General features: G+C 43.0%; 12 protein-coding genes. 8 read left to right on the top strand and 4 right to left on the bottom strand.

The window, feature by feature from the left end; genetic code table 11:
- Positions 1-26: 26 nt before the first annotated feature.
- Positions 27-3,680 carry a tetratricopeptide repeat protein gene (locus tag NTX44_00185; GenBank protein ID MCX6120023.1) on the bottom strand — a complete coding sequence of 1,218 codons (3,654 nt, stop codon included), beginning with the start codon at positions 3,678-3,680 and terminating at the stop codon, positions 27-29.
- A gap of 180 nt (positions 3,681-3,860) precedes the next feature.
- Between NTX44_00185 and NTX44_00180 the strand changes: the two genes are divergently transcribed.
- On the top strand, positions 3,861-4,538 hold the full coding sequence (locus NTX44_00180; protein MCX6120022.1) for a response regulator transcription factor: 678 nt from the start codon (positions 3,861-3,863) through the stop codon (positions 4,536-4,538).
- A gap of 419 nt (positions 4,539-4,957) precedes the next feature.
- Here the strand turns inward: NTX44_00180 and NTX44_00175 are convergent, their stop codons facing one another.
- On the bottom strand, positions 4,958-6,079 hold the full coding sequence (locus NTX44_00175) for a glycosyltransferase family 4 protein (protein MCX6120021.1): 1,122 nt from the start codon (positions 6,077-6,079) through the stop codon (positions 4,958-4,960).
- A 249-nt stretch (positions 6,080-6,328) separates the two neighbouring features.
- Between NTX44_00175 and NTX44_00170 the strand changes: the two genes are divergently transcribed.
- The 3 genes from NTX44_00170 to NTX44_00160 all read left to right on the top strand — a co-directional run bounded on the left by NTX44_00170 (position 6,329) and on the right by NTX44_00160 (position 10,524).
- Positions 6,329-8,155 carry a hypothetical protein gene (locus tag NTX44_00170; protein MCX6120020.1) on the top strand — a complete coding sequence of 609 codons (1,827 nt, stop codon included), beginning with the start codon at positions 6,329-6,331 and terminating at the stop codon, positions 8,153-8,155.
- Between the two features lie 358 nt (positions 8,156-8,513).
- Positions 8,514-9,368, top strand: coding sequence for a helix-turn-helix transcriptional regulator (locus NTX44_00165; protein ID MCX6120019.1), 855 nt, complete (start codon positions 8,514-8,516; stop codon positions 9,366-9,368).
- A 31-nt stretch (positions 9,369-9,399) separates the two neighbouring features.
- Positions 9,400-10,524, top strand: coding sequence for a linear amide C-N hydrolase (locus NTX44_00160; protein MCX6120018.1), 1,125 nt, complete (start codon positions 9,400-9,402; stop codon positions 10,522-10,524).
- A gap of 67 nt (positions 10,525-10,591) precedes the next feature.
- Here NTX44_00160 and NTX44_00155 read toward each other — a convergent pair whose 3' ends face one another.
- Complete coding sequence (locus NTX44_00155; GenBank protein MCX6120017.1) at positions 10,592-12,034, bottom strand: ATP-binding protein; 1,443 nt, start codon at positions 12,032-12,034, stop codon at positions 10,592-10,594.
- Positions 12,035-12,724, bottom strand: a complete 690-nt coding sequence (locus tag NTX44_00150) for a response regulator transcription factor (GenBank protein ID MCX6120016.1) — start codon at positions 12,722-12,724, stop codon at positions 12,035-12,037.
- 246 nt (positions 12,725-12,970) lie between these two features.
- Between NTX44_00150 and NTX44_00145 the strand changes: the two genes are divergently transcribed.
- The 4 genes from NTX44_00145 (at position 12,971) to NTX44_00130 (ending at position 19,243) form a co-directional block, all read left to right on the top strand.
- Complete coding sequence (locus tag NTX44_00145; GenBank protein MCX6120015.1) at positions 12,971-14,233, top strand: hypothetical protein; 1,263 nt, start codon at positions 12,971-12,973, stop codon at positions 14,231-14,233.
- Between the two features lie 22 nt (positions 14,234-14,255).
- On the top strand, positions 14,256-14,951 hold the full coding sequence (locus tag NTX44_00140) for a carboxypeptidase regulatory-like domain-containing protein (GenBank protein ID MCX6120014.1): 696 nt from the start codon (positions 14,256-14,258) through the stop codon (positions 14,949-14,951).
- A gap of 3 nt (positions 14,952-14,954) precedes the next feature.
- Entirely contained in the window at positions 14,955-16,664 is a 1,710-nt protein-coding gene (locus NTX44_00135; GenBank protein MCX6120013.1) for a HAMP domain-containing protein, read from the top strand.
- 74 nt (positions 16,665-16,738) lie between these two features.
- A complete protein-coding gene (locus tag NTX44_00130; GenBank protein MCX6120012.1) occupies positions 16,739-19,243 on the top strand; it encodes a PIG-L family deacetylase in 2,505 nt (834 codons plus the stop codon).
- Positions 19,244-19,270: the final 27 nt, after the last annotated feature.

The following is a 19,270-nucleotide window of genomic DNA, read 5'->3' as shown; positions in this document are numbered from 1 at the left end:
CACTCAATCACCAAATCTTCGTATTCCTATTTTTTTAATATAGCTTTTACGCGGTCTATTTCTTTTTGTGCTGCTGTTTTAAACTGTGCATCAGTATCTTTCCGATCGACGATCTGCCTGTACATCGTCATTGCCTGATCGTACTTGGATGTTTTTTCATACGATTGACCCGCCATATAGTAAGAAGTTGAAATCCAATCAATTTTGCCTCGTTTCGTAACCAGGTATGGTACCTTCAGAAATTCTAAAACAGCTTGTTGATATTCTCCCTTGTAGAAGTACGCTTCACCAATGTAATACCGGAGTTCCGCTTCAAGGTCGGAGTTGCCGGCTGCAATCAAACTTTGCAATTGCAGAATCGATTGATCGTAGTATCCGAGCTTCTGATAGAGCACACCCATATCGATTTTTTTATCGATGAGATCCGGATCGTTCGGAAAACGATCGATGAACTTGCGGGTCAGTTCTAATGCACCGTCGAAAAGCTCCATTTCCTTATAGGTCATAATCAAATTGCTCATGGCAAGCGGAACAAGATCGGGGGAGCGCTCTTCATTATCAAGAATGAAACGGTACTGTTTGGAAGCATTGTCCCATTGTTCCATACTATAATATGCATTGCCAAGACTCAGCCGCGCGCGCGGCAGAATACCGTCGTTTGGAAAATTCCGCAGAAGAGAATCATACAGCTGCACTGCCTCAGGCATTTTTTGATCCAGCTCATGCACATGCGCTATCCAGAAGAGCGCCTCAGGAACAACAGCAGCCCCTCGATAAGAAAGAACGACATTGTCGAATCGCTCTTTCGCTTTTATGAAATTTTCCTTCCGGACTTGATATTTGCCGCGCTCAAATTCAAACTCTGCTGCATAGCTCAACAAACCTGCGTCATTCGTTTTTACAAATTCCGCGGCACGTTTGTCCGCTTCTTTTATATTATCAAGACGGAAGTATGATATAATCACGCGTGATTGGATGTAGTGTTTCAGACTATCATTGTTTGTTTGCGATAGTGCCGCATTATACTTCACAATCGCATCGGAATATTTTTCATTCCGAAATAACATTTCTGCTGTTTCCAGCGCTACCGATGCCCCTTGTCCACCTGTCTTCACTGCGATGCGACTTACATTCTGCAAATATGTTGTAGCAGCATCAATATCATTTTCTGCCTTCGCGATAGATGCAAGAGCATAGTACGCCTGTCCGGCTTTCTCGGTCGCCTGATCCCGCGTTACATAATCGGCATAATATTTCTTTGCCGCCGCGTGATTGCCAAGTTTTTCACTGCACGCTCCGAGGTTGAAGACTATGGAACGCTCAACGTTCTGATCGCCGGTCACAGCGAAGAAATCCGACCGCATTCTTTTCCATCCTCGTTCATACCAATCGAAAGCATTCTTGAAATCCTTCGCGTTGAAATATGCGTCTGCTTTTCGTATATCAATATTCGAATTCAACGGACTGTAAAAGTATCGTTTCTCCAGGAGATCAAAAAAACCAAGCGCTTTGATTAATCGAGCGCTGTCCGCTGCCGCTTTTGCGAGGTACGCCGCTGCAGCCGCGCTGTACGTGTGATTTGGATTATGGGAGAGAAATCGATCTATCACTTGGAGTGCGGAATCTTTTTCCATGATTCCATCGAGCGACATGCCTAGGTGATAATATGCGGATGGAGCTGTCTCACGATCTGAATATTTTTCCAACAAAAGTTTATAGGTTAGGATTGCGCTTTCATAATTCTTCGCAGAAAAATATGAATCACCCAGCAAGAGAAGCGCTATGTCTCTTCCGCGTGTTCCAGAAGACTTCGACAAAAATTCTGTTCCCAGTGTTCGCAAATCTTCCGGCTTCTCTGTCAATTGCAAGCGGAGTGTAAATGCAGCCACAACAGCTTGATCTGTGAGTTCACCTGCCGGAAAATATGCTGCCAGTGAATCATAGAACGCGATGGCTTTGGAAATATATTCTTTTTCTCGTGCGCTCGTTTTTTCCTCTTTCAGCGCAAGCAGTTCATAGGACTGTGCTTGTTTCATCCACGCAGAAGGCCGGAGAGCATCTTCCAAATCGACGCTGAGTGCATACGCGTATTGCCCTGCGGCAAGATTGTAATCTTTCAAATCAAAGAAGTAGATTTCTGCAAGGCGGTATGCAAGATTGCCTTTTGATTTCTGTGCTATCACATCCCCTACCAGCAATGCAAGTTTTTGCAGACTTGCATCCTTACTTCGTTGATCGAACGCTTTGATGAGACGAATTTGTTTTTGTGCATCCGGAACAAATTCGCTGCTCGGATAACGTCTTTGCAAATTTTCGAAGGCATCAATTGCTCCGTCAACATCGCCGGCTTTTATCCGCGCTTCACCAAGTTCAAAAGTCGCATCATCAATCCATTCGCTCGCAGAATAACGTTCGCGCAGCCATTCGCAAAAATCGATGGCTGTTTTTGGATCACGCAGTTCCGTGTTCGCTATCCTTGCACCCTCAACCAGAAGACGCGGCAAATTCGCATCCGATGAAAATTGCTGGCGGTAGTCATTTACCAATCGCACAGCTTCGGTGAAGTTTTTCGTTATCTTCGCAGCTTTATATGCACCAACGACCAATGCCCGTCGATCCACACTGCCAAGACTATCATTGAGCGCACGGGAATAATACTGCGCCGCTTTTGTGAGGTCACCCGTCTGCTCTGCCGCAATGCCGGCTTTGTAGAGCACTTCCCCATTGCGCACTCCTCGAATTTCGCTTGCTCGTTCATACAAGGCTAACGCACGCGGATATGACCGAACGTGATTGTTTGCCTCCGCCATTTCGATGTAGGCATCTTGCCGCAACTGTTTCGGCGCTTTGGCACTGTCCTCTGCGAGCGATTTCCATGCTGCCATGGCATCATCTGTATTGCCCGCGAGATTCTTCAACACACCGAGCGTGAAGAGCGCCTTGTTATAGCTTGAGGTGGATTTAAAATTCTTCGCGACATCAGAGATTGCTTCCTCCGCTTCGGAAGTTCTCCCTAACCCTGCAAGAGCTTGGCCCAACAGCAACAACGCGCGAGCCTTCAACGGTGCATCGTTTGCTGCATCCGCAACACGTTTACATTCCTGACGCGCTAGTTCATACTGTCCTTCCACAATAAGCATTTCCGCAATTCTTAGCCGCGCCGGTAGGACTTCGGCTGTCGTGTACTCTTGCGTCAACATGCGAAGAACACGGTTCGTATTTTCCTTATCGCCAAGCTGTTCGTAATAATCCGCTGCTTTTGACAATGCAATCGGTGCGAACTTGCTCTTCGGATGAAACGTCTTAACGCGTTCGAACGCCATTGCTGCCTCGCGCTCATTCTTCATAGCCGCATATTCCTCTGCGGCGTTCATCCACGCTTCAGGAGCTTTACTGTTGTCAGAATATGCAAGAGCAAAATTTTGGAAGGTGAACCGTGCTTCGTCGTGTTTACCAAGCTTGGATTGCGACAGTCCAAGATAGAAATGTGCCTCAACGCCTTGTGCTGTAGAAGGATACAAGTTGATAAATGCTTGGAATTGTTCCAATGCCAGATCGTATAACTTGTCATTATAGAGGTTCACGGCAAGTTTGAAATCGGCGTTCTCTTTCGAATCTTGTGCAAGCATCGGAAACGAACAGAGACTGAGGAGGGAACATATCAAAATAATTCGTTTCATTAATGAAAAATGTAGCCAATAATCAATCGATTAGCAAGGTGAGGAAAACATCACATCCGGTCATTGTTGTTCACAATTAATTATTACAGATTGACAAAAGCTTATTGAAAAGACAAACGAAATTGATTACTTTGATAAAGCATTTTTATATCACATAACAAGATCACTGAATACCATAGTATGAAAAGCCCCTCAACAAAACGACCTATCAAGCGGTCAACCAAAAGAGCAGAAATATGGATTGTTGAGGATAATATTTTCTTCCAAAAATGTCTTATTGAATTGATCAACTCTGAAACCGATTTAAAATGCAGCCAATCATTTAACTCTTGTGAGAAAACTCTTCAACAGTTGGAATTAGGTACGCATCCAAACATCATTTTATTGGATATCGGGTTGCCCGGTATGAGCGGGCTGGAAGGAATACAGAAATTTAGGCAGCTTGCTCCATCCACACAAATCATTATCATTACTGTGCACGAAGATAGTGACAGTATCTTTCAAGCCATCTGTGCCGGAGCCGCAGGCTACTTACTCAAAGAATCTTCGGGAGAGAAAATTATCGAGGCAATTCGCGATGTGCAAAAAGGCGGATCGCCTATTAACGCACAAATTGCACGAAAAGTTTTAACGGCGTACGCGGCATTAAACACACCTTCCCCCAATTATGATTTGACGAACCGCGAGAGGGAAATCCTTCTGCACATGATAAATGGTTTAACGAAAAAGGAAATCGGCGAGAAGCTTTCCCTCAGTCATCACACCATCGATACACACGTACGGAAAATCTATGACAGACTTCATGTCAACAAGCGCAGCAGTGCTGTCGCAAAAGCTCTGAAACAACGGATTGTCTAAACCGTTTTGGATTTGTTTGTCAAGTAGTTCTTTCACGAAATTATTAAAAAACCAAAAAAATAAAAAATCACGCGTTTGCGTGATACCGCTTTAATGAGCTAATATGTATCTTTGCAGTGCAGTTTGTAGCCCACCAAGGGTTTGTTGAAACCACCTACAAAGCTGTATCCGAGGAATTTGGATCGCTCTACCATAAAGGCGACACGCTTCACCTGCAGCGTAACGCTTGACGAAGCACAATGGGAAATGCTGAGTCACAGGGGTGTTAGGAGGCTTAACAAAGTTGAAGGCAGGGCGAACCAATTTGATTCGCCTTGCCTTTTTTATTTGTCCACGTTCCTCAAAACTGAGAATTGAATAATCACGCGATACTATGAATGCACCAACAGTACCATCTCTTAGAGACCAACACAAAATACTCAAAGTGTTGCAAGCGATCCGAGAAGAGAATCTACACAACTATCAATGTCGTATCGCCTCAGAGCTTCCTCGCGAGCTAAATGACCCAGCGACAAACGGAGAGCAGAGTCACTGAGCACGCGGTGTATTGCCCATGCTACCGCTGTCGCATCGCGTGGCCTTATAAGCAATCCCGTCCTACCGTTTGTAATAATCTCCGGCAACCCACCGGCATTCGTCGCAATGATTGGTCGCTGCATAGCCATTGCCTCAACAACCACAAGTCCGAATGTCTCAGAAAACGATGGAAGAACAAAAACGTCAAGAGCTGCCATCAAACGAGGAACATCGTCCGTAAAGGGCAGATATTTCACATACCGCTCGATGTCAAGTTCGCGGCATAATTTCAATAAATATTCTTTGTATCCATGTTCACCCGCGGTTTCATCACCTGCAATAAGAAACATAACATTGGGGTGCTGCTTTACAACTTCCGGTACTGCACGAAGCAATATATGCTGACCTTTTAGTTTGTCGAGCCGTCCTAGAACTCCAATAGTATAACCTTTATGAGGTAATCCGAATAATGTTCGTGCTTCATTTTTATTATAGTGTGATGGATCAAATTGCTGGAGATCAGTGCCCAAAGGAACTACTTTTACTTTCTCACGAGGCACACACGTAAATGAAATTACATCCTCTTTCATACTCTGGGTCAGGGAAATCCAGAGCGATAGTTTTGAATATATCCATGAGTGTATAATATCACGCTTGTTATAACGGGAATTCATTTGTTGATAAAACACTAACTTCACTTGAGGCGTTATCATTGATGCGACGGCGGCAAGATGAATATCGCTTGACTGCATGAGCAGTACCAGTTCGATCTGTTGATCCCTGAGTACGCGGGCAAGGTGAAATGCAGCAAAGATATCTCCATATTTCCAATGAGGAGTGATTGTGATTACATGAAGATTTGCTTCATGGGCTCGTTGGTCAAGCGGCGATGAATGTGGAACAATGACGACCGTAGAAACACCTTTTTTCTTCATCGCTTGTGCTATGCGAATAGTAGAAAGCTCAAGCCCGCCAAGGGAATGGGAGAAACATACTAATGCTACTTTTTTCTGTAATCTTTTCACAGTATTTAGACGAGTTCTAATCAATATTGTTTCTCAATCGATGTTGGCAGACATAAAAAGATTAAATTTGGAACATCAATTCTGACATTCTATTTTGTGTGGTAGCTTATTCATCGGAACCAACCTCGAATACTTCATAGTCAATGTAATAAAGGAATCCGAATTATTCTAAGTATAATTTGATTTTGCAGGAAAATACACGATCTTATAGTAGTTTGATTTATATTGTTACTATTGAAAGAGTGAACGATGGCAGATTCTCCGGTGCATTCATTTCATATTCCCGTACTCGGATTGGCATTCTCTGTTGATACGCCGATTCGTGTTGCGAGATTCGGTATTTCGTCTGTCATTTCGATTGTAGATGATATCCTCATCGAGCATATGCGCAAGTATTATGCACGTGTGTATGGAGAAGCATATAGCCCAATTACTGTGCGGGATGAAGATTATCGAGCCAGAAGAATCACCGAATATCTCAATCTTCTCCAGAAGATCGTGCAGAAACAGATTGCAGATCTCAAGGCCTCAGCGTTTGAAAAAGGGAGCGAGATCGTCAAATATTTTGAAATGCTGCCCGAGGATTCACAGCTCAAAGCTCTTTACCGTCGCATGATACATACGACTGACACTGAAAAGCGATCTGCATTGCAACATGAGTTACGAAAAAATATTGTTGCTGGTCATATCGATGTCAACATCATGACGAAATTGGATAAAGTAAATGTCGGCCGCGATGAAGAAAAACTTCCGGTAGAATTTTCAGACGCCCTAGCATCGCTGCGCGGGTTTGCGCAATGCGACCTCAGCGCGTCGGTTGTTCTTTCTGCGGGTTTAAATTCCCGTTTATTCAGCTATCTGGGACAGCGTAAAGAGTTCATTCCGGATGAGCAGGGTCATCTCAAAAAAAGAGTAATTTTAAAAGTTACAGATTATCGCTCCGCATATATCCAAGGAAAGATTCTCGCGAAGAAAGGAATATGGATTTCTGAATTCCGGGTTGAATCCGGATTGAACTGCGGTGGACACGCATTTGCCTCCGATGGTTATTTGCTTGGACCGATTCTGGATGAATTCAAAACCAATCGTCAAATCCTTTTTGATGAACTCTCTCTCCTCTATAATGCGGCCCTCAGGGACAAAGGACTCACTGTACCATCTGTACCAATGCAATTTCGTATAACGGTACAAGGTGGAATCGGTACGGCGAAAGAAGATGCATTCCTGCGCGACTATTATCGCGTTGATGGAACCGGGTGGGGATCACCTTTCCTGCTCGTCCCCGAAGCAACCAATATTGATAAAACGACCAGAGAAATCCTTGCGCGTGCTACGAAAGAAGATTATTACATCAGCGATGCTTCACCACTCGGCATACCATTCAACAATGTGCGCGGCAGTTTAAGCGATCTGCAAATCCAACAACGTTTCATCGAGGGAAAACCCGGAAGCCGTTGCACAAAAAAGTATCTTGTTTCAAATACAGAGTTCACAACAGAACCAATTTGCACTGCATCGAAAGAGTATCAGGAATTGAAAATCAAACAATTGCAAGAACAGAATTTACCGCCTGAGGTATTGGAACAAAAAATTGCGAAGGTTGTCGAGAAAGCATGCCTTTGTGAAGATCTTGCCGCGTCTGGTTTCATTAACAGCAGTTCAAATGGATCGATGAAGGGCCGCGCTGTTGCCGTATGTCCTGGACCAAATCTTGCCTATTTTTCGAAGATCGCAACGTTAGAAGAAATGGTGGGACATATCTACGGTCGCATACAACTTATGACCGATCCCAATCGACCAAATTTGTTCATTAACGAACTCCAGTTATATATCGATTATATGAAAAGTGAAATTCAGAAGCGGCTTGATAATTGGAATGCAAAGGAACTTAAGTATTTTAGTACCTATCGGGCCAACCTTCAGGAAGGCATTGCTCATTATAAATCCCTTATTCCTAAGTTCATTGAAGAGACAGAGCGCTACCGTGAGACAATGCGGAATGAATTGCTCGATCTTGAACAAGAATTGTTAGAGATTGTTATCCCTCCTCTTGAAGTACTTGAGTTTGTACATTAATTACCTTTAGGCACAAATCGGAACAGACGCTTCTCAAAGTAAATCTCTGTTCATCTGCTATTTGGTTCAACTGCTCACTCACTTTATAACTCCACTGTTCAATGTTCACTTGTCCGCCATGCTTTGTGGCGTATGGAATCGCGTAAAAATATAATAAAAAAATTCTTGGTTGGGTACTAAATGGCTGAACATTTAAATACATTTCTAATTGCCAAGAGCATTACTCTTGTGAAAAATCATTGATAAATTGATAATTAATGAAGTGACGGGTAAATGACGGGTAAAATCCCTTCCAATGTCTTGGACAATCACTCATTCAATGAGTAAATTGTCAAAAACAAAAAAGGAGACCAATCTCATGAAACAACCAGATTTAGGAAGAAAAATATCCGAGCTGAGAAAAGCAAAAAGCTTAACACAAGAAGAGCTTGTGGAAAAATGTAATATCAGCGTTAGAACACTTCAAAGGATTGAAACCGGAGAAGTAACACCGAGAAGCTATACTATAAAGACAATTCTTGCTGCGCTCGATTATGATTTAAGTGCCATCGAGGTGAACGACGATACAATCATTCATTCAACGATAAGATCGTTCAAAAAATATCTCTTCCTTGATATAGACCTAACTGCTTCGCCTGACTTTTTTATTAAACAACTCAACATCTCTTGGATTATAGGAATAATCTATTTTTTAATCGGATTCTTCGAAGGAGCCGCAGAATATTTCAGATTCGAAGATCACCGAATGATCTTTAGCACGCCGGTCTATCTCGCAATAAAGATATCCTTTATAGTTACTTATATTTTCTTTCAGCGCGGATTCATACTTCTAGGAGGATTTTTTAAAAATTACTTGTTGAGAATTACTTCCTTCATACTCATATTTGGAAATATATTGATCATCGGCTATGATGTTGCGTCAATATTTTATGATTCGATAGAACGACAATATATTTTAGGATCTGAGGCAGTTGTCTTTGGGTGTATTGGAATAATTTACGGGATATCATTAAGACGGCTTCGGAAATCTATCGGTGCAGTGGCTACTTATGCCGGTGTTTTTGAAATTATAGCAGGATGTTTCTTTCTTACGGTAATTTTATCGTTTATGGGATTCATTATGTTGGTACCAGCTGAGCTTTTTGAAATCATAATCCTTTATAAAAGCATGGATCTTATAAAATCAAAACAGGAAGAAAGCAGTTTTACATAATCTTATTTTGCTCACACTTAAGGAGTAATTCATGAATAAACGTATGATTATTATTCTCGTCCAAGTCGTTCTCTTGATATTATTCACTTTAACTGATGCATATCCTTGCACAACTTTTGTCCTTCATCAAAGGAATCGGCTGGTGTTCGGACGCAACCTCGACTGGCTAACCGGAACAGGCTTGGCCATGGTTAATCCAAGGAATCTTGAGAAGGTGGCTCTCGTCGATTCTACAGAAAAGCCGGTCAGATGGATCTCAAAATTCGGCAGTATCACCTTCAATCAGATCGGAAGAGACTTGCCATACGGCGGTATGAACGAAAGCGGACTCGTCGTGGAACACATGACGTTGGATAAGACAGTATATCCTGCCAAAGATAACCGTTATGCGATAGGAGCATTTCAATGGATTCAGTTTCAATTGGATAATTACTCGACAATTGAAGAAGTGATGAGCAGCGATACCTTGTTGAGAATTGTTGACGCCAATTCGAAAATCCATTTTTTAGTCTGTGACCGATTTGGTCATACTGCGGCAATAGAATTCCTCAATGGCAAGATGGTGTGTCATACAGGAAAGAATCTTCCTATTCAGGCTCTGGCAAATAGTACATATGATGAGTCACTGATCTGCTACAACAAGAATGGCGACACCCAGTCTGATCGTTCACTCTATAATTTTTGTACCGCAGCACGTCAAACTAACCATCCCGATTATTCCGTCGATAATTCGACTATTGACTATGCGTTTCGCACTTTAAATACCGTCGCTCAAGGACTAGGTACGAAATGGAGTATTGTCTACGATATCACAAACATGAGAATATACTTCAAGGTTTTTGAAACACCCACGATTGCCGGTGAAATGAAAATATTCTTGAAGCAACCGCCGTATGATCCAATAACGAAGATCCTTGATTTCGAAGGGTTAGATTTCAATTGTTCTATTACGGCGAAAGTACTCAATCTAGATTGTAATTATGAGGGAGTAGTAAATCAGTACTTTGTGAATTATTCCACCGGCATCAATAAGGAATTTATTGCAAAGGCATTTACATTCTTCAAAGGATGGGGACTAAACATTGTCCTGAAAGATGAAGAATTAGACTATCTGGCAAAATATCCCGAAACATTTAAATGCATTGTAAATAAATAATTGATCAAAGGAGATAATATGAGAGAATGACATAAAATTAATGGGTTCTTTTAAAGCTTGTTCAGGTTTAACTGTTTTTCAGCACAAAACGAAAATTGCTTCCTTTTCCCAATGTACTTTCTACTTGTACCTGGCTTCCGTGCGCTTCTATAATGTGTTTGACAATTGCAAGACCAAGTCCCGTGCCGCCCAGCGCACGTGATCGGTCACTGTCAACACGATAGAATCGCTCGAATATTCTCGAAAGATGTTCAGAAGGGATACCCACGCCCGTATCCTTTATACTTATTTGAATGCCATGTTCTTCTTTTTCGGAAGTGATCGTAACTTCCCCCCCGGGCTTATTATAGTTGATGGCATTGCTGATCAAATTGTTCAGAACTTGTCTTAGTCGATCCTTATCGCCAAATACATCATCATCATTTTTTGTGCTCAACAAGAGTTTCAATGTGATATTTCGTGCTGCTGCCAATGATTCATAATCCTTCCCTACCGATTCAAGGAATTCGTTCACCCGAAAATAACGAAGACTCATTTTCATTTCACCTGATTCAATCTGTGAAATGTTGATGAGGTCTTCCAACAATGCATTGAGACGACCCAGATTCGACTGCGCTTTTTCTAGAAACGATCGATTCACGGATGGATCCTCCACTGCACCGCCGAGAAGTGTTTCCAGGTATCCCTGAACAGCGAAGATTGGTGTGCGAAGTTCGTGCGAAACATTTCCGAGAAACTGGCTTCTCACGAGCTCTAATTTTTTTAATTGTACGATATCTGATTTAAGCTTTTGTACGAGTTCGTTGATAGCCTTTGCGACAAGTCCGATTTCGTCGTTCGAAGAAATGATAAGTTGTGCATCTAAATCACCGGAACGAATTTGTTCCACACCCTGGGCAATTCGCACCATCGATTTTGTAATGCGGCGAGAAACGATAATGCTCACTGCTACAATCACCAAAAGCACTCCTAACCCGACTACAATCACGATCGAACGGATGCTATTGATTTGATCTTGCACGTTTTCGAGCGGGACACTCAATCTGATATACTGAAGAGTTTCAAAACTAGTTCTCTTTGGAGATTTCTTTACAAGTTTTGCCATATATAAAAAATCGTGACCAACAGTTGTGCTATGACGGATATCGTGTCCAATACCGTACTGCTTCGCATCTTGAACTTCCGGACGATCCAGATGATTTTTTACACCGGTAATATCAGGAAATGGAATATCCGAGTCAGCCAATATGTTTCCTTGAACATCGATGAGCGTGATACGAAGGTGTTCAAGACCTCCAATCAACTTAACCTGCTGATCGATTTGTGGGAACGAGTACGTGGTGTCTTTCTGGAGAATGAAGAGAACCAAATCGGCTTGGTAGCTTAATTCACCCACCAAGCGTTCTTTGAAGTACGATTCCATGCGCATGCTTGTGAATACACCGAGACTGACAACAATCAATAGTGCAAGCAGAACATAGGTAACAGTGATTTTTGTCTGTATTTTCATTTACGCTCTAAATCGATATCCAACACCGGAGACTGTTTCGACATACTCCGAATAAGCACCAAGTTTCTCGCGTATTTTTCTAATGTGAACATCGATCGTTCTATCCACGACGTGGATATTTTCTCCCCAGACTGCATTCAATATAGATTCCCGTGAAAGCACTCTGCCCCGATTGCGAATAAGATAGACAAGTGTCTCAAATTCTTTCCTTGGAAGCACAAGCTTCTGTTTCCCAATGCTTGCTGTATAGCTGGACACGTTAATCTCTAAATCTTTGATAGAGATAATATCCATTTGTGGAATTGCTTTCCGGGCAGATTGTTCCTGCCTACGAAGTACCGCATGCACACGAGCAACAATCTTGCCAATTTTTACCGGCTTGACGATATAATCATCCGCTCCTACTTCCAATCCAACAATTTCGTCCGTCTCTGAACCCTTTGCTGTAAGCAACAGCACGGGAATGGATGCTGTCTTCTTATCCTTTTTTAATTCCTGAATGACCTGCAATCCATTCATTTCCGGCATCATGACATCTAAAATGATCAAATCCGGTTTTTGTTTCACCCGCTCCAGCGCCTCGCGCCCGTTGCGTGCGGTAATAACCGTCAAACCTTCTTTGTTCAGATTATAGGATAAGAGATCGATAATGTCTTTTTCATCATCGACAACCAGAATTGTTTTTTTCATAAACGTTATGAATCGTTCCGATTTATTACATATAATATAGAGGTTAAGGTTCTCTCTTTCAAGCCATCCTCATCAGCTGAAGGCACAATTAACAAATCCTTCATACTAAAGAACTGCTTCATTTGAACGAGAAGCGGTAAATTCCTGTGAACTATGGAATCATTAAAACCTGAATTTTGTTATAAATTTTTAGTAAGTTAAGGATGAACAATTTATTCAACCAATACACCATCATACGGAAGGAATATGAAGAGATATTTCCTGGTATTGGTATGTGCATCCATCACTTCCACAGCCACGGCTCAAATTCATTGGTGGGGGTTATCCGATTTCGAGATACGAAAAGGAGGAGAGGATAGCGGACTAGAAAAGAATAACGTACCAAATGATCATGTTCAGCTTAGCCTCCAGGAATTGGATTTATTTTTCGATGCAGATATTAGTTCAAATATCACCTTTACTGCAAAACTTGCCACCAACCCCTCCAAAGGATTAGATTTCAAGGCATTCGAACTTCAATTGGCGTATGTGACGTTTTCCAATCTTCTCGGTGACGCCCTTTCTTTCTCAGCTGGGAAGATAGTGACGCCTTTCGGTACATTTTCCAAACGTCAATTGTCATCGGAAAATCCTTTCATTGGTCAACCCCTCTTCTTTTCGTATAGACAAAATATATCACCATTGACCGGATATCTCGGCCCTCAAACAACATATCTTGCATACGCTCAATATGGAACAGATGCTCAATATGGTAATCGATTAACCACCCTGTATCCATGTGGATATTTTTCAGGAATTGAAGCTTCTGGTTTGATCTTTGGAATGATAGACTATGACGTTGCCTGTATGAATGCCCCTCTCTCCGGCACAAATGGAGATTATAATATTGATGAAGGATTGGCGTTTCATGGGAGAGTAGCCGTACATCCCGGAATTTGGGGAACCATTGGGTTTTCGTATGCCGTCGGATCATATATGCAATCATCATTCGTTAGTCAATATTTCGAACAGCAGTATACTTCGTTGAATTCTTTTGACCAATCCACATATGGAGCCGACTTACTTTTGAGTTATTTGTATTTCGAGATCAATGCGGAGTATATAAAAAATCAATTTCAGGCACCGTATATTGTTTATAACTCTATTTATATGGACGGTTCAGGTTCCTCAGTATACAATTCAGGTTTCTCAAATGGCTATTCGTGTTCGCTTGAAAGTCAGGAATATTACATCGATGTAAAGATGGATGTTCCCTTTTATCCAGGATTATATCTTGCCGTACGGTACAATGCACTGACATTCAATAACATTCCCGGACTGCTGATATCATCTATAAGCGGTAGTTCTATTGCCTGGGATCGGAATGTTGTTCGTTCTGCAATTGGATTAGGATACAAACCGGATCATAAAGTTCTCATCAAATTGGGCTATGAACGAACCGCCGTCAATTTACAACCGGTGCCCGATCTTGATGTCTGGGGATGTGCAATTGTCGTTACTCTGCAATGAAAAAATTAGAAAATCAGAACGCATGAATAAATTCTTGATGATTCTATGGCTCTGTTTCGGAAGCAACACTGTTTCCTTGTTGAAGGTTCTGGCACAAGAGCAACAAACAGGGTCTGTGAGAGGCAAGATCGACATTCGAGCAATACTCAAACCTGATATAGTATCACGTGATATGCGATCTCATTCGTATGGAATGACACCGATGACTCATTCTATAGAGTCTAAAGTCAATGAATATGCAAACATGGTCGTTTATATAGAAAGTAAGGATTTGAAGCAAGAGAAACCGAAAACTAATGCAAAAGCTCTTATGGATCAACGGAATGCTGAGTTTATTCCGCATGTTTTGCCTATTCAACGAGGAACGGTGGTCGATTTTGTCAATCGGGACAATACCTATCATAATGTGTTTTCTCTTTCTCCAACAAAAAAATTTAATATCGGGCGGCGTCCCACGGGTGAGAATGTGCCTATTCAGTTTGATAAAGAAGGAATAGTCCATGTCTTTTGCGATATTCATTCTCATATGTATGCGTATATTCTTGTCTTGGACTCACCCTATTATATTCAACCCGATGAACATGGGAATTACTCGATTGAAAACATACCCGGCGGCGTTTACACCCTCAAAGTCTGGCATGAACGGTTCACAAATCGAGAGCGGATGATCACCATTACACCAGGTGGGCATATCATAGAAAATTTTGTTATGGAATGACCTATGGCTATTCTCCGCAATCTCTTTACAGGATCGCTTCGGAATCGTCTCCTCATTTCGACAGTAGCTCTTGTTATCCTTATCGCCGGTTCAGTGCTGATGATTGTAGACTACGAAATCCGGGATTTAACTAACACAAAGCTGCAGAAGGATTTTGATATTACGTACCACACGTTCAAACGGTTTCTTTCTCTGCGTAATGAGACCCTTGTGAAATCATGTCTGTTGATTTCAGAACTTCCAGTATTAAAAGCGCAGTTATCCACACGAGATCCGGCAACGATCAAAGATTATATTCTTTCACGCGAAGAAAGCCCTGCCAGGCTTGTCGGTGTCGATCTTTTTACACTGACAGATGAAAAAGGCCGGGTACTCTTCCGGCTTGACCGGCCGGAAAAATTCGGAGACACATTGGCGTTCATGCCTGTTATCCGCCATGCGTTGGAAGGTAAAGATCCAACTCCAGATGATATTTCATTCCTCATAATTGACGAGCAGATGTACCAAACGGTCACAGTACCCATCTTTCAAAAATTCGTTATCGGAACGCTGACCCTGGGAAAACGTATTACTCAAGAAGAGGCCAAAGCATTAAAGTCTGATACACACAGCGACATCACATTCCTCCGGGGGAATCGCATTGTTGCATCGACGAATTCGGACCTGGCACAAATTGATCTGCTCCGTTCGTATATGGTGGACATGACTGAACTCGACAGGCAAATCAGCGAGGGAAAGAGTGTTCAGCGTGAAACAATACTGGACGGGGAAAATTTCTTATGCGCTTTCGTCCGTGCATCGAACACCAGCGATGCTATTTATGTGATGGCCATTTCCGTCGATCAATCGCTCGCAGAATTACGGAAGATTGAAAAGATCATCCTGATGATTGGCGGACTTTCTCTGATCCTTGCGATTCTCGGTGCATTTATATTGGCAGAAGGGATCACTTCCCCGTTACGGAAACTTGTTGTCGGCACAGAGCAAATCCGCGCCGGGAATTACGATTTTCACCTGCAGATCGATTCCAAAGACGAGATCGGCAAATTAGCGCAATCGTTCGACGAAATGGTGCTGGGATTAAAAGAACGGTTTATGATGTCGAAATTCCTTTCTTCATCAACGATGGAGATGATCCGAAAGGAAGGCGATAAATTACATTTGGGCGGAGAGCGGCGTAATGTAACCGTGCTCTTTTCAGATATTCGCGGGTTCACTGCATTCTCTGAAAAAGTTGAACCGGAGGTCGTTATTGAATTGTTGAGCAGATATTTAAGCCGACAGGCTTCTATCGTCATCTCTCACAACGGCATTATCGATAAGTATGTCGGTGATGAACTCATTGCCATTTTCGAAGGTTCGGAAATGGTAGACGATGCGGTATTATGCGCTATCGAAATCCAGTGTGCGATCAATGAATTGAATTCAAAGAACACAGAAGACATCCGTGTTGGTATCGGCATTAATACCGGAATGGCTATTGTTGGAAACGTGGGAGGCGAAGAGCGGATGGATCATACAGTGCTCGGCAATAATATGAATCTCGGCAGCAGATTATGTTCAATTGCCCTTTCCGGCCAGATCATAATATCGGAATCATCATGGCGTTCCCTCAAAAGCAAGGAAGTGAAAACGCGCTCACTTGAGGCAATTGTCGTAAAAGGGATCAGCACACCAGTCCAAACGTACGAAGTTCTTTACCACGCTGCATAGTAAGAAGAAAGATATTTTCCACGAAGTCATTCAATTCTCAGCTCATACACCTCACAAACACCGGATAATCAAACATGATTCGAAGAACCTTTTTGTTGTTTCTCATTCTTTTCATTGGTCAACCAGTACATACTCAATCATCAAATCCGCGCAACGCAGCCGAGATCAAACTCGCATTAAAGAAACTCACAGTGCTGGGATCAGTTCTTTACGTCGGAGCGCATCCTGATGATGAGAATACGGCGCTGCTTGCTACTCTTGCGCAGGGCCGGTCTTATCGAACCGCATATCTCTCAATGACTCGCGGTGAAGGAGGTCAAAACCTCCTTGGTTCCGAGCAGGGAGAAATGCTGGGACTCATCCGGACTCAGGAACTTCTTGCCGCACGAAGAATTGACGGCGCAGAACAATACTTCACGCGTGCAATTGATTTCGGCTTCTCCAAGACCTCGGAGGAAACTCTGCGCTTTTGGGAAAAAGAGAAAACCCTTGCCGATGTAGTCTGGATTATTCGCACGTTCAGACCTGATGTGATCGTGACACGTTTCACGCCGACACTTGGAGGTCATGGGAATCACACAGCATCTGCGATACTTGCAGAGGAAGCATTTCATGCTGCGGCAGATCCATCACGTTTTCCCGAACAGCTTCAGTACGTCTCACCGTGGCAAGCGAAACGAATTCTGTGGAATGGATTCCGCCCATTGCAAACCGATACAATTCAGAAAGCCCTGCCTCTTGTGACCATCGATGTCGGGACGTATTCTCCTCTCCTCGGAAAATCGTTTACAGAAATTGCCGGCGAGGGACGAAGTATGCATAAAAGTCAAGGCATGGGTGCAGTGCAGAACCGCGGCGAGTCTCTGAACTACTTCCAACACATCGCCGGGGATACCGCGAAGAAAGATCTTTTTGATGGAATTAACACTGGATGGTCGAGAGTAAAAGGCGCAGAGAGCTTAGATACAATTCTTCAAGACGCCTTCCTGAAGTTTAACGATGAGACACCGGCTCAATCGATTCCACTGCTCTTCAAAGCTTTCAATATTCTTGACACGCTCACACAAGATCCATGGGTCATTGTTAAAAAGGAGCAATTGACGCGTGTGATTCTTGCGTGTGCTGGAGTATGGATTGATGCTACAACTCCAGATAATTCCGCGATTCCGGGCGGCGAAGTAAAACTCACAACGACAACTATCAATCGATCGGTATATCCTTTTATTCTTGAACGTGTCGTCCTGCCATTTGGCGGGATGGATACACTCTTCCACACAAAACTTGAAATGAACAAGCCTGTACGTTCAAACTTTACGATAAGATTGCCTGAACAAATTAATTATACTCAACCGTACTGGCTGATGGAGAAACCTCATGTTGGTTCATACAATATTTCAAACCAACTGTTGGTTGGCCTGCCGGAAAATGTACCACCAATCATTGTCAACGTCATACTCTCTTCGCCTGACGGTAAATTGAACATCAAGATCCCTCTGTGTCAAAGAGTCATCGATCCGGTAGATGGAGAGTTACTGCATCCATTCGAAATTGTTCCGCCGGTTGTTGTTAATGTTCCAGAGCCGGTCGTTCTCTTTCCAGATCTGTCTGCACGACGAATATCTCTTTCTCTCAAAACCTCGATAGCGAATGCACGAGGAATGGTACGATTGAAGCTGCCGGAATTTTGGAGTGTTGTTCCTGAGCGGTCTGAGTTTCAATTTCAGAACAAGGGTGACGAACAGACCTTCGCCTTTACAGTGCATCCGCTCAAAGGTGCGAAAAGCGGTGTGTTCACCGGAGAAGTCGAGGTTGGAAAGACAACCATCGACCTCGGTGTACAAATTGCACAGTACCAGCACATTCCGCCGCAGACGATATTCCCGCTCGCTGAGGGAAAACTTTTAAGAGTCAATCTAAGAAAAAACGGCCGTACCGTTGGATACATTATGGGAGCTGGAGACGATGTGCCTTCTGCAATCCGGCAGATGGGATATTCAGTTGCACTTCTGTCGGATGCTGAACTTGCGGAAGGAAATCTTGACCAGTACGATGTTATCGTTGCAGGAGTGAGGGCGTACAACACACGGCCAAAGCTGCGAATGCATCAGCAGCGCTTCATGGATTATGTAAAACGGGGAGGAACATATATAGTTCAATATGTCACTCCGCAAAGAAATGAGGCTGAGAATATTGGACCGTATCCATTGAATATCTCGCGTAATCGGGTCGCTGAAGAAGATGCTCAAATCACTTTCGTGAACCGGAACCACCCTCTATTGACAACGCCCAACAAAATCACCGAAGATGATTTCAAAGGATGGATTCAGGAACGGGGATTGTATTTTGCCGATCATTGGGATGCAAAGTACGATTCGGTGCTCAGCTGCCACGATGCGAACGAGCCGGACCGGGCAGGCGGTCTGCTGACTGCAAAGTACGGAAAAGGACATTATGTGTACAGTGCCTATGCATTTTTCCGTCAATTACCTGCAGGTGTGGAAGGTGCATATCGATTATTTGCCAATATTCTATCGCTGCGCAGTGATCGTCCGTCTGCAGCGAAAGCCACACATCGCTGAAAGAACAAACGACAATAACTCAGGATG

The sequence above is a fragment of the Ignavibacteriales bacterium genome, assembly GCA_026390575.1.
In the GTDB taxonomy this organism is placed as follows: Bacteria; Bacteroidota; Ignavibacteria; order UBA10030; family UBA10030; genus Fen-1298.
Note: the sequence above shows the minus strand (reverse complement) of the source record. Positions and strands in the feature narration are given on the sequence as shown.